Source organism: Rhodococcus yananensis (assembly GCF_020515525.1).
In the GTDB taxonomy this organism is placed as follows: domain Bacteria; phylum Actinomycetota; class Actinomycetes; order Mycobacteriales; family Mycobacteriaceae; genus Rhodococcus; species Rhodococcus yananensis.
In genome coordinates this window covers 24,387-48,943 of sequence record NZ_JAIYEP010000017.1, presented here as the reverse complement: position 1 = coordinate 48,943, position 24,557 = coordinate 24,387, and the positions used below count along the sequence as shown (strand labels likewise).

General features: G+C 70.0%; 23 protein-coding genes. 6 read left to right on the top strand and 17 right to left on the bottom strand.

Annotation, left to right across the window (positions count from 1 at the left end):
* Positions 1-23: 23 nt before the first annotated feature.
* Positions 24-686, top strand: coding sequence for a hypothetical protein (locus LDQ05_RS06575; RefSeq protein WP_226436093.1), 663 nt, complete (start codon positions 24-26; stop codon positions 684-686).
* Here LDQ05_RS06575 and LDQ05_RS06570 read toward each other — a convergent pair.
* From LDQ05_RS06570 to LDQ05_RS06560, 3 genes are read right to left on the bottom strand one after another with little or no spacing between them, the layout of a single operon-like run.
* A complete protein-coding gene (locus LDQ05_RS06570) occupies positions 653-1,456 on the bottom strand; it encodes an exodeoxyribonuclease III (RefSeq protein ID WP_226436092.1) in 804 nt (267 codons plus the stop codon). The genes LDQ05_RS06575 and LDQ05_RS06570 overlap by 34 nt on opposite strands.
* 18 nt (positions 1,457-1,474) lie before the next feature.
* Entirely contained in the window at positions 1,475-2,446 is a 972-nt protein-coding gene (locus tag LDQ05_RS06565) for an N-acetylglutamate synthase, CG3035 family (protein ID WP_226436091.1), read from the bottom strand.
* Positions 2,436-3,032 carry a peptide deformylase gene (locus tag LDQ05_RS06560; protein WP_226436090.1) on the bottom strand — a complete coding sequence of 199 codons (597 nt, stop codon included), beginning with the start codon at positions 3,030-3,032 and terminating at the stop codon, positions 2,436-2,438. The genes LDQ05_RS06565 and LDQ05_RS06560 overlap by 11 nt, the downstream gene beginning before the upstream one ends.
* 194 nt (positions 3,033-3,226) lie before the next feature.
* On the opposite strand from LDQ05_RS06560, the gene napA reads away from it, so the two are divergent.
* From napA to LDQ05_RS06540, 4 genes are all read left to right on the top strand, one after another.
* Positions 3,227-3,556 (top strand): nucleoid-associated protein NapA, encoded by a 330-nt coding sequence (gene napA, locus LDQ05_RS06555; RefSeq protein WP_226436089.1) that lies wholly within the window; start codon positions 3,227-3,229, stop codon positions 3,554-3,556.
* 33 nt (positions 3,557-3,589) lie between these two features.
* On the top strand, positions 3,590-4,198 hold the full coding sequence (locus LDQ05_RS06550) for a LytR C-terminal domain-containing protein (RefSeq protein ID WP_226436088.1): 609 nt from the start codon (positions 3,590-3,592) through the stop codon (positions 4,196-4,198).
* A gap of 89 nt (positions 4,199-4,287) precedes the next feature.
* Entirely contained in the window at positions 4,288-4,947 is a 660-nt protein-coding gene (locus LDQ05_RS06545) for a superoxide dismutase family protein (RefSeq protein ID WP_226436087.1), read from the top strand.
* A gap of 84 nt (positions 4,948-5,031) precedes the next feature.
* Positions 5,032-6,153: a glutamate--cysteine ligase gene (locus LDQ05_RS06540; protein WP_226436086.1), complete on the top strand. Its 1,122-nt coding sequence runs from the start codon at positions 5,032-5,034 to the stop codon at positions 6,151-6,153.
* A 53-nt stretch (positions 6,154-6,206) separates the two neighbouring features.
* On the opposite strand, the gene mnhG is transcribed toward LDQ05_RS06540, so the two are convergent.
* The 13 genes from mnhG to LDQ05_RS06475 all read right to left on the bottom strand — a co-directional run bounded on the left by mnhG (position 6,207) and on the right by LDQ05_RS06475 (position 22,530).
* The gene (gene mnhG, locus LDQ05_RS06535; protein WP_226436085.1) at positions 6,207-6,545 is read right to left on the bottom strand and encodes a monovalent cation/H(+) antiporter subunit G; all 339 of its coding nucleotides are present in this window, start codon (positions 6,543-6,545) and stop codon (positions 6,207-6,209) included.
* The gene (locus LDQ05_RS06530; RefSeq protein ID WP_226436084.1) at positions 6,542-6,802 is read right to left on the bottom strand and encodes a monovalent cation/H+ antiporter complex subunit F; all 261 of its coding nucleotides are present in this window, start codon (positions 6,800-6,802) and stop codon (positions 6,542-6,544) included. The genes mnhG and LDQ05_RS06530 overlap by 4 nt, the downstream gene beginning before the upstream one ends.
* Complete coding sequence (locus LDQ05_RS06525; RefSeq protein WP_226436112.1) at positions 6,799-7,347, bottom strand: Na+/H+ antiporter subunit E; 549 nt, start codon at positions 7,345-7,347, stop codon at positions 6,799-6,801. The genes LDQ05_RS06530 and LDQ05_RS06525 overlap by 4 nt, the downstream gene beginning before the upstream one ends.
* Entirely contained in the window at positions 7,347-8,933 is a 1,587-nt protein-coding gene (locus tag LDQ05_RS06520) for a Na+/H+ antiporter subunit D (RefSeq protein WP_226436083.1), read from the bottom strand. Before LDQ05_RS06520 ends, LDQ05_RS06525 begins: the two co-directional genes overlap by 1 nt.
* Entirely contained in the window at positions 8,930-9,583 is a 654-nt protein-coding gene (locus LDQ05_RS06515; protein WP_226436082.1) for a Na(+)/H(+) antiporter subunit C, read from the bottom strand. Before LDQ05_RS06515 ends, LDQ05_RS06520 begins: the two co-directional genes overlap by 4 nt.
* The gene (locus LDQ05_RS06510; RefSeq protein ID WP_226436081.1) at positions 9,580-12,420 is read right to left on the bottom strand and encodes a Na+/H+ antiporter subunit A; all 2,841 of its coding nucleotides are present in this window, start codon (positions 12,418-12,420) and stop codon (positions 9,580-9,582) included. The genes LDQ05_RS06515 and LDQ05_RS06510 overlap by 4 nt, the downstream gene beginning before the upstream one ends.
* Before the next feature lie 260 nt (positions 12,421-12,680).
* Entirely contained in the window at positions 12,681-13,856 is a 1,176-nt protein-coding gene (locus LDQ05_RS06505) for a hypothetical protein (RefSeq protein WP_226436080.1), read from the bottom strand.
* 1 nt (position 13,857) lies between these two features.
* Entirely contained in the window at positions 13,858-16,038 is a 2,181-nt protein-coding gene (locus tag LDQ05_RS06500; protein WP_226436079.1) for an AAA family ATPase, read from the bottom strand.
* A gap of 93 nt (positions 16,039-16,131) precedes the next feature.
* Entirely contained in the window at positions 16,132-17,043 is a 912-nt protein-coding gene (locus LDQ05_RS06495) for a CDP-alcohol phosphatidyltransferase family protein (protein ID WP_372461045.1), read from the bottom strand.
* Positions 17,043-17,768 carry a phosphatidylserine decarboxylase gene (locus tag LDQ05_RS06490; protein ID WP_226436077.1) on the bottom strand — a complete coding sequence of 242 codons (726 nt, stop codon included), beginning with the start codon at positions 17,766-17,768 and terminating at the stop codon, positions 17,043-17,045. Before LDQ05_RS06490 ends, LDQ05_RS06495 begins: the two co-directional genes overlap by 1 nt.
* An 85-nt stretch (positions 17,769-17,853) precedes the next feature.
* Entirely contained in the window at positions 17,854-18,318 is a 465-nt protein-coding gene (locus tag LDQ05_RS06485; RefSeq protein ID WP_226436076.1) for an SRPBCC family protein, read from the bottom strand.
* Between the two features lie 93 nt (positions 18,319-18,411).
* The gene (locus tag LDQ05_RS06480; protein WP_226436075.1) at positions 18,412-21,882 is read right to left on the bottom strand and encodes a TM0106 family RecB-like putative nuclease; all 3,471 of its coding nucleotides are present in this window, start codon (positions 21,880-21,882) and stop codon (positions 18,412-18,414) included.
* 117 nt (positions 21,883-21,999) lie between these two features.
* A complete protein-coding gene (locus LDQ05_RS06475; protein ID WP_226436074.1) occupies positions 22,000-22,530 on the bottom strand; it encodes a DUF1707 SHOCT-like domain-containing protein in 531 nt (176 codons plus the stop codon).
* Between the two features lie 141 nt (positions 22,531-22,671).
* Between LDQ05_RS06475 and LDQ05_RS06470 the strand changes: the two genes are divergently transcribed.
* Entirely contained in the window at positions 22,672-23,196 is a 525-nt protein-coding gene (locus tag LDQ05_RS06470; RefSeq protein WP_226436073.1) for a PadR family transcriptional regulator, read from the top strand.
* 20 nt (positions 23,197-23,216) lie between these two features.
* Here the strand turns inward: LDQ05_RS06470 and LDQ05_RS06465 are convergent, their stop codons facing one another.
* Positions 23,217-24,473: an NAD(P)/FAD-dependent oxidoreductase gene (locus LDQ05_RS06465; protein WP_226436072.1), complete on the bottom strand. Its 1,257-nt coding sequence runs from the start codon at positions 24,471-24,473 to the stop codon at positions 23,217-23,219.
* Positions 24,474-24,557 lie beyond the last annotated feature (84 nt).

Sequence of the window (24,557 nt, the reverse complement as noted above, 5' to 3'; positions counted from 1 at the left end):
GCTCACTCTTGGGAGATTCCGGGATGACGCACGAGACCCGGCGGGGACGGATCGCCGCGGCGCAACTGACGGCGGCCGGTCTGCTCTTCGCGCTCTTTCCCCTCGTCCGGCCGTTCCCGTCGGCCGGGAGCGACACCCTCGCGCAGTTCACGGACACCCGGTGGATCGTGGCGCACCTCGCCGGTGCCGCAGCCTTCGTCCTCGTCGTGTTCGCATTCACCGCGCAGCGTGTCGCTCCGCGCGCCACCGCACTGCTCGGCGTCGGTGTCGCCCCGGTACTGCTCTACTTCGGTGCCGAGACGTTCGCGTTGCACGAACTCGGTGTTCTCGATTCCGCGACGGCCCTCGGCCTCGCCGAACGGATCCGCACCGGACAACCCCAGGCGACCCTGTTCGCGGTCGGGTTGCTGCTCGTCGCGGTCGGCGTGACCGCGGCGCTGCTCGTCGCGGTGCGTGCCGGACGCCTGTCGACGGCGCCGGCGGTCGTGCTGGCCGCGGGTTTTTTGCTGTACATTCCGCAGTTCTTCACGTCGCCGACCGTGCGGATCGCGCACGGGATCCTCGTTCTCGTCGGCTGCGTGTGGGTCGGCCTCCGCTTTGCGCGGCCGACGGAACCGGATGCGGCACCGGCGGAATCCTCCGGCCCGCCACCCTATTCGGACAGGTCGACGACGACGGGTGCATGATCGCTCGCACCCTTGCCCTTGCGTTCGTCCCGGTCGATCGACGCAGTGTCCACCCGCGCGGCGAAGGCGGGCGACCCGAGCACGAAGTCGATGCGCATCCCCTGCTTCTTCGGGAACCGCAACTGCGTGTAGTCCCAGTACGTGTACACGCCGGGCCCGGGGGCGTGCGGGCGCACCACGTCGACGAAACCGGCCTCGGTGAAGGCGTGGAACGCCTCCCGCTCGGGTGCCGACGTGTGGGTCTTCCCCTCGAAGAACGCCGGATCCCACACGTCGTCGTCGGTGGGGGCGACGTTCCAGTCGCCCACCAGCGCGATCGGACGATCGGGCTCGGCGGCGAGCCACTGCTGCGCATCGACACGCAGCTTCGCGAGCCAATCCAGCTTGTACGTGTAGTGCGGGTCGGTGAGCTCACGACCGTTCGGGACGTACAGGCTCCACACCCGCACGCCGCCGCAGGTCGCGCCGATCGCGCGGGCCTCGGTCGCCGGGGTCGCGTCGGGATCCTTCGTGAAGCCCGGCTGATCCTCGAACCCGACCTGGACGTCGTCGAGTCCGACGCGCGACGCGATCGCGACTCCGTTCCATTGGCTCAGGCCGACGTGCGCGATCTCGTAGCCGAGTTCCTCGAAGCGCGCGTACGGAAACTGCTCGTCCTTGCACTTGGTCTCCTGCATCGCGAGGACATCGGTGTCGGTTCGCTGCAGCCAGTCGACGATCCGGTCGGCACGGGCACGGACGGAGTTCACGTTCCAGGTAGCAAGGCGCACACGCCCACTGTAGGCGACCTATCCGACGGGTCCGGTCGCGTACCGACAGCGGTGGTGATCGACGAAGCCCAGTTCCCGGTACAGGCCTCGCGCGGCAAGGTTGTCCTCCTCGACCTGCACGTAGGTGTGCGTCGCACCGAGGTCCCGGCCCCACCGCAGCAATGATCCGCACAGCAGGGTCCCGACGCCGCGTCGTCGGTGTTCGTCGCCGACCCGCACCGCGGACAGCCCGACCCAGCGTCGGCCGTCGGGAGCGTCGGTGACCGCGGCCCGCGCGATCGCGAGGGGTGTCGCGCCGGGCGCACCGATGCGCCCGAATCCGACGGTGCCGCCGAGCACCGCCCGCAGCACGGCGGCGACGATCGGCTGATCACCTCCGGGGTGCAGCGTCAGCCATTCCGCGGACGGCGCCGCATCCACCACCACCGGGTCGGACGCCGGAGGCAGCGGCACGTTCTCGAGATCGGCGGCCATCACGAGCGTCGCGCCGCTCGTCTCCCAGCCGTCGGGAACGCGTCCGAGACGTTCGGGGATCTGCAGGGTCAGCGGTAGCGCCCGCTCGGCGAACCACTCGTGCAGTCGGTGGTGTGTCGACGGGTCGGTGACGTCGCCGACCTTGCCTCGTTCGCCGAGCGGCGCCGCCGAATTGGCGCGCCGCGTGTATCCGGCGCCCGCGCGGACGAACCAACCGTCGATCCACGCGCAGTCGATCCCGGGCCACGCCGCGGCCGCGGCGTGCTCGAGGGACCTGATCTCGGACGTGCGGATGGGGCGTGCCGCGATGGGTTTGAGCGCGACGACCGCGCCGGGCGACACCTGGACGAGTTGCTTGTCGGCGGTGCGCACCACGATCGCGGGTTCCAGCGCGACCAACTCGCCGATGACGTCGGTCATGGGGTGGCTGTAGCCGACGGGTAGCCGGTAGCGCAGGACGACGCGGGTGCCGAGCGGCACCGGTCCGTTCGCCGCGACCGGTCCGTCAGTCGTCATCGTCGTGACCGAACGGATCCTCGACCGATCCGGGCAGCCACGTGAGGCCCGGAACACCCCAGCCCGCGCGCTTGATGGTCTTCTTCGCGGCGCGCGCATTGCGACCGATGAGGACGTCGACGTAGAGGTAACCGTCGAGGTGCCCCACCTCGTGCTGCAGCATCCGCGCGAAGAATCCGTGTCCCTCGATCTCGACGGGTTCACCGTTCTCGTCGGTTCCGGTGACCTTCGCCCAGTCGGCGCGGCCGGTGGGGAAGTTCTCGCCCGGCACCGACAGGCAGCCCTCCAGGTCGTCGTCGGGGTCGGGCATCGTCTCGGGGATCGCCGACGTCTCGAGAACGGGGTTGATCACCACGCCTCGCCGACGAACCACGGTGCCGGAGGCATCGCGGTCGGGGCAGTCGTAGACGAACATGCGCTTGGCGAGACCGACCTGGTTCGCGGCCAGACCGACGCCGTTCGCCGCGTCCATCGTCTCGAACATGTCGGCGACGAGCTGCGCGAGTTCTGCGGGTGACTCGGTGACCGGCTCGGTGGGGTTGTGCAGTACGGGGTCGCCGACGATGACGATGGGAAGGATGGCCATGGTGCATCAGGATAGTGCGCCGGACACGGCCGCTCGTACGCCCCGCGTGTGTCGGGGGCCCGTGGTTCAATGACTGGCGGAAACACACAGGTGCCGTCACCTCGGACATGCGTCGACACGGGATACGCCATCGGATGCGAATCGACGCGGGACGCGATCCGACACCGTGGTGATCGACACAGTCGAGGAGTGAGATGGACAGCGCAGCAGCGCACGGCGCGGACCGGTCCGATACCGCCGCCACCGCGCAGCAGCACGACGACGAGGGCGGCCTGAGCCGCCGCGACCACGACGTGCTCGCTTTCGAACGCCAGTGGTGGAAGTACGCCGGCGCGAAGGAAGAGGCCATCAAGGAACTGTTCGGGCTCTCGGCGACCCGCTACTACCAGGTGCTCAACGCCCTGATCGACCGCCCCGAAGCGCTCGCCGCCGACCCGATGCTCGTCAAACGACTGCGCCGGTTGCGGGCCACCCGCCAGAAGGCGCGGGCCGCGCGCCGGCTCGGATTCGAAGCACCGCGTTAGCGCGGCGGCCACGGGGCGGTCCCCGGACGAACTATGGTCGGTGGGGTGAGCAGAACCGACGAGCACGTCAACCGGCATCCGAAGTCGTCGGGGCCGCCGCTCCGCGCGTTCGCGATGGTGCTGATCTCCCTCGCCATCCTGTTCGCGGGGCTCGGGTTCGCCTCGATGGGCGGATCCGACGAATCGGCGTCCGCCGCCGCGACGACGGACGCCTCGGGCACGGACGCCGCGGGCACGGATGTCACCGCGCAGGAGGCCGCCACGTCGTCCGTCGTCACCGCGCCTCGCGCGGCCACGACCACGACCGCGGCCGCCGCGACCACCACCGCGTCGGGGTCGGATTCGCTGATCGCCGGTGCGCCGGAGTCGGCCGCACCGGTGCGCATCTACAACAACAGCGAGATCGCCGGATTGGCGGCGCAGACCGCGAGTCTCCTCGAGGACGAGGGATTCGTGGTCTCCGAGACCGGCAACTACAGCGACGGCCTGTTGGCACAGACGTCGGTGTTCTACGGCACCGGAGCGTACGAGCAGGTGACGGCGGAGGCCGTCGCCGCTGCACTCGGTGTCACGGCGCAGCCGCGGTTCGACGGCATCGTCGACGCGGAGCCGGGAGTGATCGTCATCGTCACGTCGGGATGAGTCGTGCCTTCCGGGCGAATGCCGCGGGGACCGCGGAATCGGCCCGGTTATGATCGGGTGACTTTTCGGCACTTCGAAGGAGCGGTTTGATGGCCTCCAGTTCCACCCGTCGCATGACCTGGCGTGCCCTGGCCCCGATCGTCGCGATCGCAGCGGTGGGGCTGAGCGCGTGCTCGAACAACGAAGAACCCTCCACCACGCCGGGGACGACGCCGCCGGTGTGGACCGGTTCGCCCGCTCCGGAGGGCGATTCGCACGGCAGTGATTCGCACGGCACCGAGACCACCGACGGCGAGGCAACCGAATCGAACGGCTCCGGCACGTCCGGATCCGGAGGATCCCTCACCGCCGATCTCGAGACGGTCTCCGGTGCTTCCGCCGGCACCGTCACCTTCACCGAGGACGGCGACGCCGTGGAGGTGACCATCGCGGTGACCGGTCTCGACGCCGGATACGCCGGGGTGCACGTCCACGAGAACGCCGCGTGCGAACCGAACTCCGCCGCACCCACCGGTGGTGAGTCCGGCGCATTCCTGTCCGCCGGCGGACACCTGCAGGCGGGTGGGCACACCGGTGTCCCCGAGAGCGGCGACCTCGCCGTCGTCGTGGTCGGCCAGGACGGTGCCGCCACCGCCACAGTGACCACCACCGCGTTCACCCTCGCCGACCTCGAAGGCGAGGACGGCACCTCGGTCGTCGTGCACAAGGACGCCGAAGGCGAACGTGTCGCGTGCGGTGTGATCGGCTGATCGGCCTTCACCCCGCGGTAATTCCCCGCACAGGGCCCCGTCGTCCGGTACTCGGTCGGCGGGGCCCTGTGGTTGGATCGACGTGTGGCCGTCGACTTTCCGGGATCACCTCGCCCGACCATCGGGGTCGAGTGGGAGATCGCGCTCGTCGACAAGCGGACCCGCGATCTGTCGAACATCGCGTCGGTCGTGTTCGACGCCGTCGAGGTGCTCGCCGGTGAGACACCGCGACTGACCAAGGAGTTCCTGCGCAACACCGTCGAACTCGTCACGGATGTCCACGACACCGTCGCCGAGGCGGTCGATGATCTCTCCGAGTCCCTGGACCTGCTGCGGCGGGCCGCCGATCCGGTCGGGGTGGATCTGATGTGCGCGGGCACGCATCCGTTCGGGCAGTGGACCACGCAGGTGGTCACCCGCACACCCGAATACGACGAGATGATCGAACGTACCCGGTGGTGGGGTCGGCAGATGCTGATCTGGGGTGTGCACGTGCACGTCGGTGTGTCGTCGGCGGAGCGGGTCATCCCGATCCTCAACGCCATGCTCGTGAAATACCCGCATCTGCTGGCGCTCTCGGCGTCGTCGCCGATCTGGGCGGGGCTCGACACCGGCTACGCGAGCAACCGGGCATTGATGTTCCAGCAGTTGCCCACCGCCGGGCTGCCGTACCACTTCGCGGACTGGAGCCAGTACGAGCAGTTCATCGAGGACCAGTTGCGGTCGGGGGTGATCAGCCGGCCCGGCGGCATGCACTGGGACATCCGCCCCGCACCGAAATGGGGCACCCTCGAGGTGCGGGTCTTCGACGGGATCACCAACCGGGCCGAGCTCGCCGCGCTGGTCGCGCTCGTGCACTGCCTGGTCGTCCACTTCGACGAATGCCTCGACCGCGGTGAGGAACTGCCGATCCTGCAGCCGTGGCACGTCAAGGAGAACAAGTGGCGCGCCGCCCGCTACGGGTTGGACGCGGAGGTGATCCTCGATCCCGCGTGTCACGAACGGCTGGTCACCGACGATCTGCACGACCTTCTCGAGCAGTTGACTCCCACGGCGGTGCGGTTGGGGTGCGCCGACGAACTGGCCGCGGTCGCCGACATCCCCGTCCGGGGTGCGTCGTACCAGCGGCAGCGTTGCGTCGCCGACGCGACCGGAGGGGACCTGATCGCGGTCGTCGATTCGCTCGTGGACGAACTGAGAGCCTGACCGGCCGGCACGAAGCGTGGTGGAGCGGGGGGAGATCCACGCCGTGGGACCGGTCAGGGTCGGTCGCGACGGGCTTCGAGTTCCTCGTCGAGCAGACCGTCGCGACCGAGCTGCTCCCGGTACGCGATGCGGCCGATGCGGTGCGCGATCACCGGGGCGGTCAACACCATGAACATGCCGGCGAGCACCAGCATCCAGATGTCGAACGAACCCCACAGGTTGAGGATCGCGCCGCCGAGCACGAACAACAGACCGATCACCTGCGGTTTGGTCGCGGGGTGCATGCGGGCCAGGGTGTCGCGGAAACGGACGACACCGATCGCGGCGGTCACCGAGATGACCGCACCGATGAGGATCAGGACGTGGCCGACCCAGTCGAAGAAGATGCTCATTCCTCGTCACGCACCCGGAATCGGGCGACGGACACCGAACCGATGAACCCGACGAGTCCCAACGCCACCACCGCGGGCGCGATCGTCGTGTCGCGGGTGTAGACCATCCAGATCGTCAGGCCGCAGATGCCGAGGGCCAGGAGCGCATCGACACCCACCAGACGGTCGAGCGAGTTGGGACCGGCCAAGGTCCGGTACCCGATGAGCAGTGCCGACACGAACAGCAGAATGCCCGACACCGTGAGCATCACGGTCATGCCGCGTCCTCCGTTCCGCTCCGCCACGGGCTGGGCTGCCACTCCGAGTCCCGTTCGAACGTCTCGATGAGCAACCGCTCGATCAGCCGTGCCGACCGGTAGAAGTCGGAGACCGCCCGGTCGGTGCTGACGTCGAGCACGTGCAGGTACATGATCCGTCGTGTCTGGTCGATCTCGAGCACCATGGTGCCCGGGATGTTGTTCATGATGTCCGTCCACAGGGTGAGAACCAGATCGGACTTGATGGTCAACCGTACCCGCAGGACACCGGTGACCGGCGGCGGTGCGGGACGGATCGCGAGCCATGCCACCGCGATCGTCGACCGGATCGACTCGACGAAGATCACCACACCCAGACGCACCGCGGACAGCAGATGCACACGGCCCTCGACGGGAACCCGGGGCAGTGGCAGCAGCACCGAGATGAGAATCGACACGATGAGACCACCGACGACGTTGGCGATGCTGAACGTTCCCCACAGCATCACCCAGACGAACGTCATCCACGCGATCACCGACAGGCGCAGCAGGTTGGAGCGGTTGATCACGGTTCCTCCCCCAGCACGGCCTCGATGTACACGCTGCGGTCCTGCAGATTCGTGGCGGCCCGATCACTGATGTCGAGCAGTGGACCGGCGAACACGGTCATCGCGACACCGACCACCACGAGCCCGATGGTCGGGGCGAGCATCGCCACCGGCATCTTCCCGACGTCGGCGCGTTCCTCGAACGGGATGTCCGCTTCCGATTCGTCGATCAGCGCCGACGGCGCGATGTCGGCGAGTTCGCCCTCGGGTGCGTCGGCGCGGGCACGCCAGAACGCCTTGGTCCAGACCCGGGCCACGACGTAGAGGGTCAGCAAACTGGTGAGGGTACCGCCCGCGACGAGGATCCAGGCGAGCACCGAGCCGTCCGCCGCACCGGCCTGCAGCAACGCGATCTTGCCGATGAACCCGGAGAACGGGGGGATGCCACCGAGGTTCAGGGCGGGGACGAGGAAGAGGATCGCGAGCAGCGGACTCATCACCGCGAGGCTGCCGAGGCGGCGCAGCGACGCGGATCCCGCCTGGCGTTCGATCAGGCCGACGACCAGGAACAGGGCGGTCTGCACGAGGATGTGGTGCGCGACGTAGAAGACGGCACCGGCCAGTCCTTCCTGCGACGACAACGCGACACCGAACACCATGTACCCGATGTGGCTGACGAGGGTGAACGACAGCAGACGTTTGATGTCGTTCTGGGCGATCGCGCCGAGAATACCCACGAGCATCGTGAGCAGACCGGCGACGAGCAGCACGTCGTCGAGTTCCCCGCCGGGGAACAGCAGCGTGTGTGCGCGGATGATCGCGTACACGCCGACCTTCGTGAGCAGACCCGCGAACACCGCGGTGACCGGGGCGGGCGCCGTCGGATAGGAGTCGGGCAGCCACGACGACAGCGGGAACACCGCAGCCTTGATCCCGAACGCGACGAGCAGGACCCCGAAGATGGCGGCTCGGGTGCCGGGTTCGACATCGTCGAGGCGCAACGCCATCTGCGCGAGGTTCAGGGTGCCGGTCGCGGCGTACGCGAACGCCATCCCGATGAGGAACACCATCGACGAGACCATCGACACCATGACGTACGAGACGCCGGCACGGACCCGGTCGGCGCTCGCCCCGAGCGTCAACAGGACGAACGACGCCGCGAGCAGTACCTCGAACCCGACGAACAGGTTGAACAGGTCGCCGGCGAGGAACGCGATGTTGACGCCCGCGGTCAGAGCCAGATAGGTCGGCACGAAGATCGACACGGGCTGCTGCTCGTTGCCGTCGTGGACACCCTGTCCGATCGCGAACAGCATGACGGCGAGCAGCACGATCGCGGAGACGACGAGCATCAGCGCGGCCAGCCGGTCCGCGACCAGGGAGATACCGATCGGGGCTTCCCAACCACCGACCTGCACGACCTGGATACCGGTGTCGTCGGCGATGTACAGCAGCAGGACCGACACGACCAGCGAGATCGTGAGCGCCACGATCGACACGGCGCGCTGTGCACGGGGGCGACGGCCCAGGACGAGGGTGACGGCGGCCGCCAGGAGCGGTACGAGGATGGGCAGCGGGATGAGGGCGGACGCGTCGAAGCTCATCGTTTCCCTCCCTTCCCGTCGTCACCCGTGTCGTCGCCGGGATCGTCGTCGTCTCGGGTCCCGTGCGTTCCGCCGGTTCCGGTCCCGCCGTGTGCCTCGTCGTAGGCGGAGTCGTCGGGGTCGTCGAAGTCGCCGTCGTGCAGGTCCTCGTACGCCTCGATGTCCTCGATGTTGGTGAGTGCGTCGAGGGGGATCGGGTTGCCTTCGGAGTCGAACGCGTCGCCGCTCTTGCTCGGTTCACCGGTGAGCGGGTCGTCGGACCTGTCGCGGTCGGGTGCGTCCGCAGGCGACCGCCGACGCGAAACCATGGTGTCCTCGGGGTCGTTCTCGACTTCGTCGCGGGCACGGATGGCGTAGGACCGGTACGTCAGCGCCAGCACGAATGCCGCGACTCCCATCGTGATGACGATGGAGGTCAGCACCATGGCCTGCGCCAACGGATCGGCCATCGAATCCCGCTCGACGTTGTCGAACCCGATGATCGGGGGGTCGCCTGCCGCGCCCGCCAGCGTGATGATCAGCAGGTTGACGCCGTTGCCGACGAGGAGCAGACCGAGCAGCATCTTGATGATGCTGCGTTCGAGCAGCAGGTACACGCCGCACGCCACGAGCACGCCGACGATCACGACGAGGGTGAGGTTCGTGGTCATCGGGCCTCACCCACGATCTCGGCGTCGAGTCGGGCACCGAGGCTGCGGAGCACGTCGAGGACCAGCCCCACCACGATCAGGTACACACCCAGGTCGAAGAACAGCGCGGTGACGAGCTTGATGTGCCCGATCAGCGGCAACGTCACCTCGATCACCGCCGACGACAACGCCGGTGCACCGAGCAACAGCGACACCAGGGCGGTGCCGGATGCCAGGATCAACCCCAGGCCGAGGATCTTGCCCGCGTCGATGGGAACCGCCTCTCCGAGTTCGTAGCGCCCACCGGCCAGGTAGCGCAGGACCAGGGCGAGCCCGGCGACGAGACCGCCGGAGAACCCACCGCCGGGGGCGTTGTGGCCGGAGAAGAAGAAGTACACCGACAGCACCATCAGCGTGGGGAACACCAGGCGGGTGGTCACCTCGAGGATCAGCGACCGGTACTTCGGGTCGATCAGATCGCCGCCGCGCAGCCACGTGACCTCGGAGTTCCCCGGGCTGGAGTGCATCTGCGCGGCGGGCGCGTCGGAGACCCGCGGGGCCGTGCCGAAGCGGCGGGTGCGGAACACGAGGCTCGCGACGCCGGTCGCCGCGACGAGCAGAACCGAGATCTCGCCGAGGGTGTCCCAGGCGCGGATGTCGACGAGCAGCACGTTCACGACGTTCTTGCCGTGCCCGAGTTCGTAGGCGGCCTCGGGAAGCAGAAGGGAGATCGGATCGGCGGTGCGCGCGGCCACCGCGAACGCTCCGACGGCGGCGACCATCGACCCGGCCACGATCCCGAGCAGGGCGCGCGGCAGCTTCCTGCCGGTCTCTGCCTGCGGGTCCGTCTCGGGTGGCAGTTTGCGCAGCACCAGCACGAACATCACGAGGGTGACGGTTTCGACGAGGAACTGGGTGAGTGCCAGGTCGGGGGCGCCCTGGAACGCGAAGAGCACACCGAGTCCGTATCCGGTCACGCCGACGAGCAGTACACCGGCGAGCCGGTTGCGCATCAGGGTCGCGGCGAGGCCCGCCGAGATCATGATGACCGCGATCGCGGCCTGCCACGGTGTGTCCCAGGCGCGGACGCCCGGCTCGGTCGTTCCCGTCCCGAACACGATCAACAGCACCGTCGGCAGGACGGTGAGGGTGACCAGGATGACGGCCTGCGTCAGCGGCAGCGAACCGCGCTGGATGAAGGCGGTGAGCCGCAGCGACAACTCGTCCATGCCGCGCAGCGTCGCGTCGTAGATCCGGTCGGCGTTGCCGAGCGGAGGATGCTCGAACCGCAACCGCGCGACGGTGCGGTGCGCCAGGTACAGGGCGGTACCACCGGCGATCACCAGCATCGTCAGATAGAGCGGCATCGTGAACCCGTGCCACAACGCCAGGTGGTACGGCTCCGCCAGCGACGCGGGCAGGGTGTCCGCGTACGGGGCGACGAGATGATCGATCCACGGTGCGGCGAGACCCGCCGCGAGACCACCGAACGCCAGCAGCGTCGGTGCCGACAGCAGCAACGCGCCCGGCGCGTGCAGGTTCTGCACGGCGGGGCTGGGCTTCTTGAGCTGCTTGCGTCCGAACGCGCCCCAGATGAACCGGATGCTGTAGGCGAGCGTGAGGATCGATCCCACGACCATGCCGGTGAGGATCGCGGTGCTCGCCCACTCCGGGATGGGCGCGGCGACCAGCGCCGATTCGAGGGCGGCCTCCTTGCCGACGAACCCGAGGAGCGGAGGCAGACCCGCCATGCTCGCCGCGGCCAGCACCGCCAGCAACGCGAGGTACGGGGTGCGTCGGCCCAGGTGCGCGAGCTTGCGGATGTCGCGGGTGCCGGTGGAGTGATCGATGATGCCGACCACCATGAACAGGCACGCCTTGAACATGCCGTGCGCCAGCACCATCGTCATGCCCGCCAGCGCGGCCTCACGCGTGCCGATGCCGACGAGCGCGATGAGGAAACCCAGCTGGCTGACGGTGCCGAACGCGAGGATGAGCTTCAGGTCGAATGCCCGGAATGCCCGCCAGCCGGCGAGAACCATCGAGACGAGGCCCAAGGTGATGACGATCGGCCGCCACGGTGCGGCGTCGGCGAAGGCGGGCGCCAACCGCGCCACCAGGTAGATGCCGGCCTTGACCATGGCTGCGGCATGCAGATAGCCGGACACCGGGGTGGGTGCGGCCATCGCGCCGGGCAACCAGAAGTGCAGCGGCACCACCGCCGATTTCGACAATGCACCGATGAGCACCAGCACGATTCCGACCCCGGCGAGCCAGCCGTCGGGTGCGGCGGCGAGGACCGCCGACAGGTTGTAGCTGCCGGTGAGTTCGCCGAGGATGATGATGCCGACGAGCATCGCCAGGCCACCGGCGGTGGTCACGAGCAGCGCCTGGGTCGCGGCCCGGCGACTCGACGCGCGTTCGGCGTAGTGGCCGACGAGCAGGAACGACAGGATCGTCGTCAGTTCCCAGAAGCTGTACAGGACCAGCATGTTGTCGCTGGTGACGAGGCCGAACATCGCGCCGGCGAAAGCGACCATCTCGGCGGCGAAGATGCCGAGCCGCGGTTCGTCGTTCTCGAAGTAGCGGGCGCAGTAGATCAGGATCAGCGCGCCGATGCCCAGGACGAGCAGGCACATGATCGCGGCGAGCGAATCGAACCGCATGTCGATGTCCATCGACAGCATCGACGCCCACGTGATGTGCAGGTGCTGTTCGGTGCCCCAGTTGGCGATGACCCAACCGAGGCTGCCGAGCGGTACCAGCGACAGCAGCAGGAATGCGTTTCTCCCCATGACTCCGACCAAGGGCGGCGCCAACAGGGCAGCCACCGCGTGAGCGATGAGTATGGTGAGCAAAAGGCACTCCGTCGGGGTCGGGCCGTGCGGCGGCGTGGAACGGTCCCGGCTGCCGTCGTCCTGTGCACAGTCGTCGCGTCCGCAGCCGCACGGGCAACGTCACTCCTGGCTGTAACAGGTCTGCCAATGCACGCGGCACACAGCCGAAACGTGGGACGCCCCGACACGCTCGCCGTTCGCCGACACTGGGCAAACCGGATGGAGCCCATCCTAACGGGAGTCTTCGCAGCGTTGCGAATCGGGGTGTGCGAGATCTCCTCTCAGCGCACCTGCCACGCACACACCGCGGCGGTCGCGGCCAACGCGATCGCCGAGCCCTGCGGGTTGCCCGGAACCAGCCAGACCGCGCCGATCACCGCGGTCGCCGGCACCGGCAGCGCCATCCCGAGCGCGGCCACCGTCGCGGACCCGGGCAGCGATGCGGCCAGTGCGAGTGCGCACCCCGCTGCGACGAGCGCCACTCGCACCGGCAACGGAACCGCGTCGGCGAACGCCGGCCACAGCACCGCCGCGGCCGACACCGCGAACGCCACCACGAGACCCGCCGCGGGATACGGCGCGTACGGTGCCGCCCACGCGCCCACCGCGACCGCGGTGACGGCCACGACGTGGGTCCACCACGGCGCACCACCGACAACCTCGATCAGCACGGGATAGGCCGCGGCGACCGCGCCGGTGACGGCGAGCACGAACCGGTCGTCCCCGGAGGGAACCTGCCGCGCGACGAGTTCGGCGCCGATCACCGACGCCACGAGCACACCCACCGCGATCGGCCACAGCCAGGGGCCGTCCGGGCCGTGGTCGGTCAGCAGATCGCCGAGGAGACGGTATCCGGCGACCAGGACGACCGCCGCGATCGCCGCGACGACGAGGACCTGCGGGTCGACGCGGCCCCCGCGACCACCCGTCGGGACGGTCACCGCCGACCCGACCGTCGCGATCAGGGCGATCGCGAGGAGCCACTGGGTGACGGTCCACGGCACCGCCGCGGTGGGCATCGCCATGCCCACCGCCGGCGCGGTGAGCAACCCGGCCCACCCGCCGGCGACCAGGGCACCCGGCCCGCCGGGAGTCGACCACGCACCGCTGACGGCCGCCCCGAGCAGCACCCCGGTGGTCGCGGCGGTGACCAGGCCCACCGCGGTGAGCCCGTCGGCGGTGGTGTTGGAGGCCACCAGGTACCGGACGGAACCGAGCACCACGATCGCGCCGGACGCGAGCATCCACGCGGTCCGCGCCGACCCGGACCGTTGCAGTCCCGCCGCCGCGACGATCGCCAGCAGGGCTGCGACGAGAGTGGTGTAGTCGCTGCGGGTCCCCACCGGCAGCACCGACTCGCCGATGACGAGGACGTACACCGCGACGGCAGGGGCGGCCGCGGACGCCACCACCGCCGCCGGTGCAGCGATCCGCACGGACACGGGCGCGGCCGACACGTCAGCGCCCGTCCGCGTAGGCGCGCAGGTGTTCGACCTGCACCGGGTCGAGGGACGGCCGCACCGCTGCGCGTGCCGCCGCGACATCCTCGGCGGTCACCGCGGCAGCGTCGACGTTGCGCCGCATCGCCGCCAGTGCCGCCTCCCGCAGCAACGCGGCGCAATCCGCCGCCGAATACCCGTCGAGGTCGTCGGCGAGTGCCGCCAGGTCGACGTCGTCGGCCAGCGGAACCGATCGGCCCGAGGTCCGCAGGATCTCGGCGCGGGCGGCGGAGTCCGGTGGGGGAACGAACACGAGTCGCTCGAGCCGACCCGGCCGCAGCAGCGCCGGATCGATCAGATCGGGCCGGTTCGTGGCGCCCACCACCACGACGTCGCGCAACGGCTCGACCCCGTCGAGTTCGGTGAGCAGCGCCGCGACCACCCGATCTGCGACCCCCGAGTCGGAACTCTGCCCGCGGCGCGGGGCGAGCGCGTCGACCTCGTCGAGGAACACCAGCGACGGCGCCGAGTCGCGGGCCCGCTGGAACAGTTCCCGCACGGCCTTCTCGGAGGCGCCCACCCACTTGTCCATCAACTCGGCGCCCTTCACTGCGTGGACGCTCAACCGGCCGGTGCTCGCCAGCGCCCGCACCAGGAACGTCTTGCCGCACCCGGGCGGTCCGTACAGGAGCACCCCGCGCGGAGGCTGCACCCCGAGCCGTGCGAACGAATCGGGATGCTGCAGCGGCCACAGCACCGCCTCGGTGAGGGCCTGCTTGGTCTCGACCATGTCGCCGACGTCGTTGAGGCTCACACTGCCGATGGCCAGCTCCTCGGTGCCGGAACGCGACAGGGGCCGGATCACCTCGAGTGCGCCGAGGAGGTCCTCCTGGGTCAGGGTCGGTTCCTCGTCGTCGCGGCTCGCGCGGGACGCCGCCCGCAACGCCGCCTCCCGGCACAGGGCGGCGAGGTCGGCGACGACGAACCCGGGGGTGCGGTCGGCGACGGCCGCGATGTCGAGGTCGACCGCCGGCACCGACCTCAGCAGCACCTCGAGTTGCGCTCGCCGGACCGCGCCGTCCGGCAACGGCAGGGACAGCTCACGATCGCAGACCTCGGGGGTGCGCACCCGCGCGTCGAGCCCGTCCGGCACCGCGGTGGTCGCGACGAGCGCCGCGCCGTCGGTGTCCACGACGCGCCGCAGTTGTTCGAGGATCAGCGTCGCGACGGGCTCGGGTTCCGCCGGAAGCACGGCGTCGATGTCGGTGAGCAGCAGGATCCCGCCGTCCCGGACGGCGTCGACGGCGGCGGTGACCTGCCGCAGTCGGTCCTCGGCGGCGAGCGCGCCGATACCCGGGCCGTCGAGCGCCACGACGCGCCGGTCGGCGAGGACGGCCCGCGCGAACGCGGACTTACCGACCCCGGCGGGGCCGGTGACGAGGACGCCGAGGTGGGGGGACGCGCCGAGGGTGCGCAGCAGTTCGGGTTCGTCGAGCGACAGTTTCACCCATTCGGTGAGTTTGTCGATCTGCGGTTGCACACCCACGAGGTCCTCGACGGGCAGTGGCGGTGTGTCCGCGGTGTGGGTCTCCGGCGGCGCGACGGTCGGTCCGGCAGCGGCGGGCATCGCCGGTGCGGACGTCCCGTTGCGCCACGTCACCGCCGTGTTCGGTTGCACGCTCACCGGGCCGGAGGGGTCGGTGACCGTGACGGTGAGCAGTTCGCTGGTCCACGCGATCCCGAACGTGCGCGACAGTGCGCGTGTCGTGTCGGCGCTGCTGGTGCCGGGCCCCAGATCGCGGGGGAGGAGGGAGACGGCGTCACCGTCGGTGACGACCTTGCCGAGCAGCGCCTGCCGCAGGGTGGTGTCGGGGATGGACCGGCTCGCGAGGGTCGATCCGGTGACGATCACCGACCTCGCACCGTGGACGAGGACGGGGGCGACGACGACGGTGGCGTTCTCACGCAATCCGGTGTTGGAGAGGGTGACGTCGTCGAGGAGGATCGTCCCGGTGGGTGTACCCGCGGGGGCCTGCGCGACCACCGACGCGGTGCGGCGCGCTCCGATCAGTGCCACGGCGTCCCATTCGCGGAGCCCGAGGGCGGTGAGCACCTCGGGGTGGACGCGGACGACTCCGCGCCGGGCGTCGGCGGCGGATGTGTTGAGCCGGATGGTCAGGGTCAGGTGTGGGGCCGTCACCCGCACGAGCCTAGATCGAGGTGCCGACCGGGTCGGGTACCGACATCGGTGGTTCGGTCGGGTACCGATGCCGGTGGGCTCCGTGCTCTGCGGTCACCGGCGGGGTCGGCGCAACCCGAGACGCGCGGACGACCGGGCCGTGGCGTTGAGCACCCGGCGGCCGGTGACCCGTCGCGGGGTCGCGGCGCGGGATTCGGCGCGGATCGCGCGGCGCTCCGACGGTTTGATGTCCCAGGTCTCCGGACGTGCGGCCACCCAGCGTTTCGAGTGGATCGCGAACGGGATGTGTACGAGGTACACGCCGACGAGGACGAGCATCAGGATGAACGGGTACGTGACGAGTGCGGCGGCGGCCGCGGCGACGGCGCACAGCAGGACGATCGCCATGCGCGGCGGGACCTGCACGGACTTCATCGCGAGCGTGGGGATGCGGCTGATGATCAGCCCGCCGGAGAACAGGGTCCAGACCACGACCACGGGGAACGAGCTCCACCAGCCGTCGCCCCACTGGATGTACGCGGCGACGGGGGCGAGCGCGACGACGGCGCCGGCCGGTGAGGGAACACCGACGAAGTACTCGCGCGCGTAGGCGGGCACGGTGTCGTCCTCGAGGAGTGTGTTGAACCGGGCGAGGCGCAGCACGATGCTCACCGCATACAGCAGCGCGACGATCCACCCGAAGGCGCTGCCGTCGAGCAGGGTGACGTAGAGGACGAGGGCGGGTGCGACACCGAACGCGACGGCATCGGAGAGCGAGTCGAGTTCGGCGCCGATCTTGCTGGTCGCGTCGAGCAGTCGCGCGATCCGTCCGTCGAGCGAATCCAGGACGGCGGCGGCGCCGACCATGCCGAGTGCGATGTCGAGCCGTCCGTCGAGCGCGAACTTCACGGCGGACAGGCCCGCGGACAACGCCATGATCGTGATGACGCTGGGGAGCAGACGCACCGCGTGCGGGCGTGTCCGGGCCTGTCCGACCTGTGCTCCCGCGGGGGTTCTTCGGGAGATCACGGCTCGACGGCGGGCAGGTGGGCGATGACGGTTTCCGCGCCGATCGTGCGTTGCCCGCGTTCGACGAGCAGGGTGCTGCCGGCGGGGAAGTACGTGTCGACACGGGATCCGAAGCGGATCAGCCCGTAGGTGTCGCCGATGGGGAGGGTGTCGCCGACCCGCGCATCGCACACGATGCGACGCGCGAGCAACCCGGCGATCTGGACGACCGCCACCCGGTGACCGGCGGCGGTCTGCAGGAGCATGCTGGTGCGTTCGTTGACGTCGCTGGCGTCGGCGAGGTCGGCGGAGAGGAATTTGCCGGGTGTGTGCACGACCTCCCGGACGATGCCGCCGACGGGGCTGCGCTGGACGTGCACGTCGAGGACGGACAGGAAGATGCTCACCCGCGGGACGGGTTCGGCGCCGAGACCGAGTTCGGCGGGTGGGACGGCGCTGTCGACGAGCGCGACCTCGCCGTCCGCCGGTGCCACGGCGATACCCAGCCGGTTCGGGGGTACGCGGTGGGGATGGCGGAAGAAGCCGGCGGTCGCGGCCGCCGCCACGAGGCCGGTGCGGCGCAGCCACGGGCGTCGCCACGCGAGTGCCGACATCAGCAGGGGAGCCGCGACGAAGGGCACCCCGGCCGGATGCAGGGGCGGAACGGCTTTCCGGACCAGGTCGACGATATGGGCTGCGCCGCTGGTCGGTGGTGCACCGGCGGGGGTGGGCTTACGTGCCACGGCTCCTCATCATTCACGCTCGTGATCGCCCGGTCGGGCCCGTCCCGTGGGCGTTCACAGCGTACGGGAACCGGACCGGGAACGGTCACGCGGAGGTGCGGGCCTCCGCCTCGTTCCGGATCCGGGCGAGTGTCGAGTTCATTCCGATGACCATGTCGTCGTCGAAACGGTCGGCGCCACCGAGGACCTTGTCGATGAGGATCCGCGAGATCTTGCTGGTGCCGTTCGGGGCCTCGCGGCGCTGCACGATGCGCGTGCCGGTCTCGGTGGGTTCGAGGAGGAACGACCACACGGAGCCGTTCTCGTTGACCCGGAAGCGCAGTTCGCGGTGCGGATCGAATGCGATGACCTTCGAGGTGGTCGGCCACACGAGCAGACCCTTGCGGTTGATGTTGATCGTCGTGGTGCCCTTCGCGACCGGGCCGCCGCGGATGATCATCTTCCGGCACTGTGGGCTCCATTCGCCCATCCGCTGGAGATCGGAGACCACCGCCCACACGTGGTGCGGCGGCGCGGCGACGTCGATGGTGGCTTCGAGGGTCTTCGACACGGTCACTCCCGGGTGTGCGGTACCGACATGTATCTGGTACTCGTGGTTACAAAAAATTTGCGTCTTCGATCGTAGCGGACCGGGTGGCCGCCGTCACCGGGTCGACCGCAGGAACGCCCCCAGGTCGACCAGTCCGTCCGGTGTCGCCGGCAGATACTCGGTGAGTACGCGCGACCGCACCACGAACGCGCACCACTGGCCGCGCGAGAGTGCCACGTTCAATCGGTTGCGCGACAGCAGGAACGCCATGCCCCTCGGAATGTCCTCGATCGCCGACGCCGTCATCGACACCAGCACCACAGCGGCCTGCCGTCCCTGGAACCTGTCGACCGTACCGACCTCGATCCGGTCGAACCCCGCCGCCGCGAGCCCGTCACGCAGTGCCGCGACCTGCGCGTTGTAGGGGGCGACGACGAGTACATCCCGTTGATCCAACGGCCGTGGCGCGGCGTCGGCGCCGTCCCGCCAGGGCCTTCCGAGCAGCCCCGCGATCTGCTGCACCACCACGTCCCGTTCCTCGGGCGAGGACGTCGCGTTGCCGACGTGGTCGACGACGATCGTGTGCACACCCGGCGCGACACCCTCGAGCGACCGGGCCGTCGTGCGCTCGACCTGCGACAGCAGGCGGCCCTCGTACGACAGATCCGACACCCGAGCGCACAGTTCCGGGTGCATCCGCCACGTGCGGGAGAGGAAGAAGCCGCGGTCGGCGGGGAGGGCGCCGTGCCCCTCGGTGAGCCGGCCCAGCGCCGACTCGTCGCACGGCTCCGGGTGGACCCCCTGGGCGACCTGTGGCAGTTGCCGGGGATCGCCCAGCAACAGTAGTCGTCGGGCACACGTCGCGACGGCCACCGTGTTCGCGATGCTGAACTGACCGGCCTCGTCGATCACCAGCAGATCCAGCTCACCCGGCGCGATGCAGTCGGTGTTCGTGAAGTCCCAGGCGGTGCCGCCGACGACACACCCGCCCTCGAGTCCGGCGGCGTATCCCGCGAGGGCGCGCGTGTCCTTGAACGCCCGCCACTCCGGTGCGGTCGACCGGACCTTGGCCTTCCCGATCCGCTCTGCGGGCACCTGCTGGTCGCAGATGCCGTCCAACATGTTCTCCACCACCGAATGGGACTGGCCGACGACCCCCACCCGCCAGCCGTGCTCGTTCACCAGGGTCGCGACCACCCGCGACCCCGTGAACGTCTTGCCGGTGCCCGGAGGTCCTTGCACCGCGACGTACGAGTCGTCGAGATCGAGCAGTGCCGCGGTGATCGCCTCGGCCGCGTCGCCGTCGGTCACGGCGGGCAGCCCGGCACCGGAGACCGTCCGCGGCGGGACCCGGCGCAGCACGTCGATCGCCGCGGAGCGCGGTAACCCGGGCAACGCGCCGCAGGCCGATTCGGCGGCCGACGCGATCGCCCGTTCGATGCTCGCCGTCGCCGGTGGCGGAGCCGGCGCCACCGCGGACGGCAGAGTGGCGTACTCGTCCTCCGTCTGCAACATCTCCTCGATCACCAGCACGTCGTGGAAGCCGTTGCCCGTCCGCCGTTCGAGTACCGTGCCGTTCGACCAGCCCCGCGTCCACGGGCCGCCGTCCGGGAGGCCGACAGGTGGCGGCGCCTCGTACAGCAACAGCACCTTGTCGCCCGCACGCACCGTACTGCCCGTGGCGACGTCCCCGGTCAGCGCCACGTGTCGGCGCGGCTTCCGTTTGCGCGGTGGCAGGTGCCAGTCCGCGTCCACGGTCACCGACGTGGCGACCAGGGTGTCGCGGGTGTCGGCCCATTCGTCCGAGGGTTGCGACAATCGATCGAAATGCGCCCACCAGAACGGTTTCCGCTCACGACGGTGATAGCCGACGGCCGCCGCGAGCACCGCGGCGGCGTGCCGGTCGGGGTCGCGGTCGCCGCGCCGGCCCGCGAACTCCATCAGCTTCGTCTCCGCGGGGTGCGGCGCGGTGTCGATGTCGTCGTGTCCGGGTCCGCCCTGTCCGGGACCGTCCCGCTCGGCGTCGCCCGAGGCGCTGCCGAGCAGCGCGACCCCGTGCTCGCCGGCCCGCTCCAGAAGCCAGTCGCGCAGCCGTAGCGTCGAGACGCAGTCCGCCTCGTTGTACTCGGCGATCGATGCGAGCAACGCCGCCGCGTCGGCGTGCCGCCCGTCGTCGCGCAGAGCGCAGTAGGTGGCGTAGGCGACCACCGATTCGCCTCCGTCGGCGACGTCGCCGACGCGCGCGGGCATGTACAACGGTTCGAGTTTCTTGATGCTGTAGGACGGCGTGCCCGCCCGTAGTGCCCCCCGCACGATCGGATACAGGTCGATCAGCACTCCGTCGCGGAGCAGGTCGTCGACCTGGTCCTCACCCGCACCGTGCCTGCCCGCCAACCGAAGCAACGCCGATTTCTCGTATGCTGCATAGTGATACACGTGCATCGCGGGGAACCTGTGGCGGCGCTCGGTGAGGTACGCGAGGAAATCGACGAGTGCCTGCTTCTCCTCCGTCCGCGAGTGTGCCCAGAACGGCCGGAACCGCGGTCCACCCGGACCGTCGGTCTCCACGACCCCGAACAGGTACTCGAGCCCCCGATCGGCCCCACCGTCCGCGCACCACAACGGGTCACCTTCGAAATCGAAGAAGATGTCGCCCTCGTCGGGGTGCGGTAGCGCACCGAGTGTGCCCGGTTCGAACACGTCCACGACCGGGGTGCCCGAGCGCTCCTGTTCGAGTTGCACCTGCGCCTGTGCGCGTACGGCGGCGAGGGTCCGCGCCGACATCCCGGGGACCGGGTCGTCGCGGTCGGCGAGCGCGTCGATGGTGCAGACGCCCGCGGCGATCAGACGCGCCCGCTGCGTCGAACGCATCCCCGCCACGAGCAGCAGATCGCGGTGCGCGGCCACCTGCGGGGTGCAGGCGTCGCACCGGCCGCACGCAGTGTGCCGGGAATCCCCCCACCGCGCCGGTGTGCCGGCAGTCCGGTGCGTGTCGACGAGGGTTTCGAGGTGGGCACGTCGCGATTCGTGGACGGGGGCGAGATCGGCGAGCGGATGGGACGTGACGGTGTCGTCGCCGAGGATCAGGTGCGCGTGTGACGAAACGGGAATTCCACTGCGGCCGAGTGCATCCGCGTACGCGGCGAGTTGCAGGAGCGCTTCGACCCGTGCGTGCCGGGCGAGTTTCGCGTCGTAGACCGCATACCCGTCTCGGGTGCGCACCAGGAAATCGCAGAACCCGAGGAATCGACCGTCGAAGAACGCGCCCTGGTAGATCACCTCGGCGCCCGCCCGCGCTGCCTCCGAGGTCGCGTTCGCGGCGTCCCGGTAGGCGCGGAGATCGTGCCCAGGGCGCGGGATCTGCACGACACCGTCGCCGAACTCGTCCAGATGGCGTTGCAGGACCCGGCGTTCGTGAGCGGCACCGAGCGCGGCGCTGCGTTCGAGCATCGGATCGTCCGCGGGTGAGGCGCGGGGAATGCGGCCGAGCGCGGTGTCGAGCGAGGTCAGCAGCGCGTACTCGCAACGCGCGGCGTCGACGATGTCGCGGGTGCTGTATACGAGAACGTCGTCGAGCAGGAACATCCGGTCGTCGCCTCCCGCATCCGTTGTCGCCCGACCCTGTCGGGTGTCGTCGACCGACTATGGCAGACGACGGCGACAACGTTCCCCAGGTCGCGGAACGCGGGGAGCCGGTGACGTTCAGCGCCGCTGATGTGCGAGAGGGTGGTACGGCTGCGCGAGGTGCGCGGCGAGGACGCGTTCGCGGTGGGCGAGTGCGGTGGCCCGGGCGGTGTCGCGGTGGGCCCGCGCGCGCTGCGCGCACCCGTTGCCCTCGATGCCGAGTACTGAGCGGCCGAGCAGGACCAGGCCCCACGGGCCGATCACCCACAGCGGCCACGGGTACACCGGTGACATCGTGCCCAGCGACACGAGTGCCCACACCAGGACGTTGATCGCACCCACCCCGGCCCAGGCCGTCCACTCGATGCGCTGGTGGAGTGGCATGCGGGTGCCGGCGGTGCGTCGGGCGCGTCGCTCGGGTGCGGGTTGTTCGGCGGGCAGATCGGTCAGCACGGCACGGGCCTCGGCGACCGTCTTCGCGCCGTACACGCGGGCTGCGCGTTCGTCGAACTCGTCGACGGTGAGCCTGCCGGAGCCGACCGCGCGGCCGAGGAGCTCGACGTAGCTCTCGCGTTCGGCGTCGGAGATGCGCAGGTCGTCGGTGGCCATGATGCCTCCAGGGTCGTGCCGCTCGGTGGTGCGCGGAGTCGTCGCTACACCGTCGGAACTTCCATTGTGGAATGTCGGTCATTCCATGATGGATGTGCCACAGTGGAATGTCAACGGTGTTCCGCACGAAAGGGGACCGTCATGCCGGCGAAAGCGCTCAACGCGACCGCAGCATCCCTCCTCGGGTTCCTGCACGAGGGTTCCCGGACGGGGTGGGATCTCGTGACGACCGCCCAGGAGCGGATCGGCAAGTTCTGGTCGCTCACCACCAGCCAGGTGTACCGGGAACTGGCCGCGATGGAGCGCGCAGGTCTGATCGAAGCGGGGGAGCGGGGCCCCCGCGACCGCAAGCCCTACACGCTCACCGACGAGGGCCGCCGAGCGTTCGCGGACTGGATCGGACGCGATCCGGGACGCGAGAACATCCGGCACCCGCTGCTGCTCACCGTCGCCTTCGCCGACCATCTCCCGCCCGCGCGGCTCGCGGAGATCCTCGCCGGCTATCGCGCGGCCCACGAGCAGCAACTCGCCGAGTACGACGCGCTGCGCGCGGGTGGCGAACTTCCCCGCTGGCCGGAGGCCACCCTCGACTTCGGTATCGCGTACGAACGCGCGGTCCTCGACTGGCTCGGCGGCGTGGAAGCACGTCTCGCCGAGAACGGGTGAGGTCGTCGTAGCGGACGAGGTCACCGCAGCGGATCGAAATGCTGCAGCAACGGATCCGGTTCACCCGACATCGCGTCGGCGAGCAGGCGGCCGGTCAGCGGTCCGAGCGCGACGCCCCACATACCGTGACCGCCCGCGACGAACACCCGCGGCGACCGCGTGGACCCGACCAGGGGGAGCCCGTCGGCGGTGCACGGCCTCGAACCCACCCATTCGTCGGTCCGCATCTGCCAGTCCAGGTGCGGCATCAGCGGCCGGACAGCATCGACGATCGCGTGGATCCGGCGAGGATCCAGCGGCGCGTCGGGGCTGCGGAACTCCATCATCCCGGCCACCCGGAACCGGTCGTGCAGCGGCGTGCACGCGACCCGCTGCACCGGGAAGTACACGGGATTCGTCGGCAACTCGCCGGTGTCGAGCGCACTGGGCTCCACCGCGAAGCTGTACCCGCGCCCCGCCTGGACGGGTACCCGCACCCCGAACCCGTGCGCGAGGGAGTTGAGCCGTGCGCCGGTCGCGAGGACCACGGCGTCCACCGACACCGCACGACCGGCGTCACCGACCACATCCACGACGCCGTTGCCGGGATCACGGACCTCGGTGACGTCGAACGGTGCGAGGACGTCGCCGCCCCGTTCGCGCACCGACTCCGCCAGTGCGGCCGTGAACCGCGGCGGATCGATGAACCGCTGCCCGTGGATCCGCACACCCGCGCGGGCCTTGGTGCCGAGAATCGGCACCATCGTGTGCAGTGCCTCGGCATCGACGGGATCGCAGGCCACCTCTCCACCGGCCGCGCGGACCCGGTCGAACTCGTCGAGCAGTTCCGCGCGTTCGGTCTCCGAGGTGAACACGGCCAGGAACGGGTCCGCGGTGCGTGTCGGTTCCCGTACTCCCCCGGCCGCGAGCGCGTCGTAGGCGCCCAGCGCGACCCGGTTCGCGCGGGCGAACACCCGCATCGACGCCGACCAGTGCCGGTCGGTGCAGTGCCGTGCGAAATCGACCAGGAACCGCAGCAGCCTCGGATCCGCGGTCGGCGGCACGTACACCGGTGACGACGAACGGAACACCGCGCCCAGCCCGTACCGCAGCACCGCCGGCTCCGGCAGCGGCAACGTCAACGCCGGTGCAAGCCATCCCGCGTTGCCCCACGACGAATCCGCCGCGACCCCCGACCGGTCGACGACGGTGACCGAGACGCCTCGTTCCTGCAGGAACCATGCCGTGGACAGGCCCACGATTCCCGCGCCGACCACGGCAACGCGACGAAACGCCATGACGCTCTCCTTCGTCCCGACAGTCCGCTCGTGGAGCACCCTGCTTCGAAGCGCCCCGTCTCGAAGCATCTGCCTCCATGATGT

Coding starts and splice junctions, on each gene's coding strand:
- LDQ05_RS06480 (WP_226436075.1), bottom strand. CDS start 21,882: ATGTTCCTGCTCGACGACGTTCTCGTATACAGCACCCGCGACATCGTC.
- LDQ05_RS06520 (WP_226436083.1), bottom strand. CDS start 8,933: ATGAGCTTCGACGCGTCCGCCCTCATCCCGCTGCCCATCCTCGTACCG.
- LDQ05_RS06545 (WP_226436087.1), top strand. CDS start 4,288: ATGGCCTCCAGTTCCACCCGTCGCATGACCTGGCGTGCCCTGGCCCCG.
- LDQ05_RS06465 (WP_226436072.1), bottom strand. CDS start 24,473: ATGGCGTTTCGTCGCGTTGCCGTGGTCGGCGCGGGAATCGTGGGCCTG.
- napA (WP_226436089.1), top strand. CDS start 3,227: ATGGACAGCGCAGCAGCGCACGGCGCGGACCGGTCCGATACCGCCGCC.
- LDQ05_RS06575 (WP_226436093.1), top strand. CDS start 24: ATGACGCACGAGACCCGGCGGGGACGGATCGCCGCGGCGCAACTGACG.
- LDQ05_RS06515 (WP_226436082.1), bottom strand. CDS start 9,583: ATGACCACGAACCTCACCCTCGTCGTGATCGTCGGCGTGCTCGTGGCG.
- LDQ05_RS06560 (WP_226436090.1), bottom strand. CDS start 3,032: ATGGCCATCCTTCCCATCGTCATCGTCGGCGACCCCGTACTGCACAAC.
- LDQ05_RS06565 (WP_226436091.1), bottom strand. CDS start 2,446: ATGACGACTGACGGACCGGTCGCGGCGAACGGACCGGTGCCGCTCGGC.
- LDQ05_RS06550 (WP_226436088.1), top strand. CDS start 3,590: ATGGTCGGTGGGGTGAGCAGAACCGACGAGCACGTCAACCGGCATCCG.
- mnhG (WP_226436085.1), bottom strand. CDS start 6,545: ATGAGCATCTTCTTCGACTGGGTCGGCCACGTCCTGATCCTCATCGGT.
- LDQ05_RS06475 (WP_226436074.1), bottom strand. CDS start 22,530: ATGGCCACCGACGACCTGCGCATCTCCGACGCCGAACGCGAGAGCTAC.
- LDQ05_RS06470 (WP_226436073.1), top strand. CDS start 22,672: ATGCCGGCGAAAGCGCTCAACGCGACCGCAGCATCCCTCCTCGGGTTC.
- LDQ05_RS06530 (WP_226436084.1), bottom strand. CDS start 6,802: ATGACCGTGATGCTCACGGTGTCGGGCATTCTGCTGTTCGTGTCGGCA.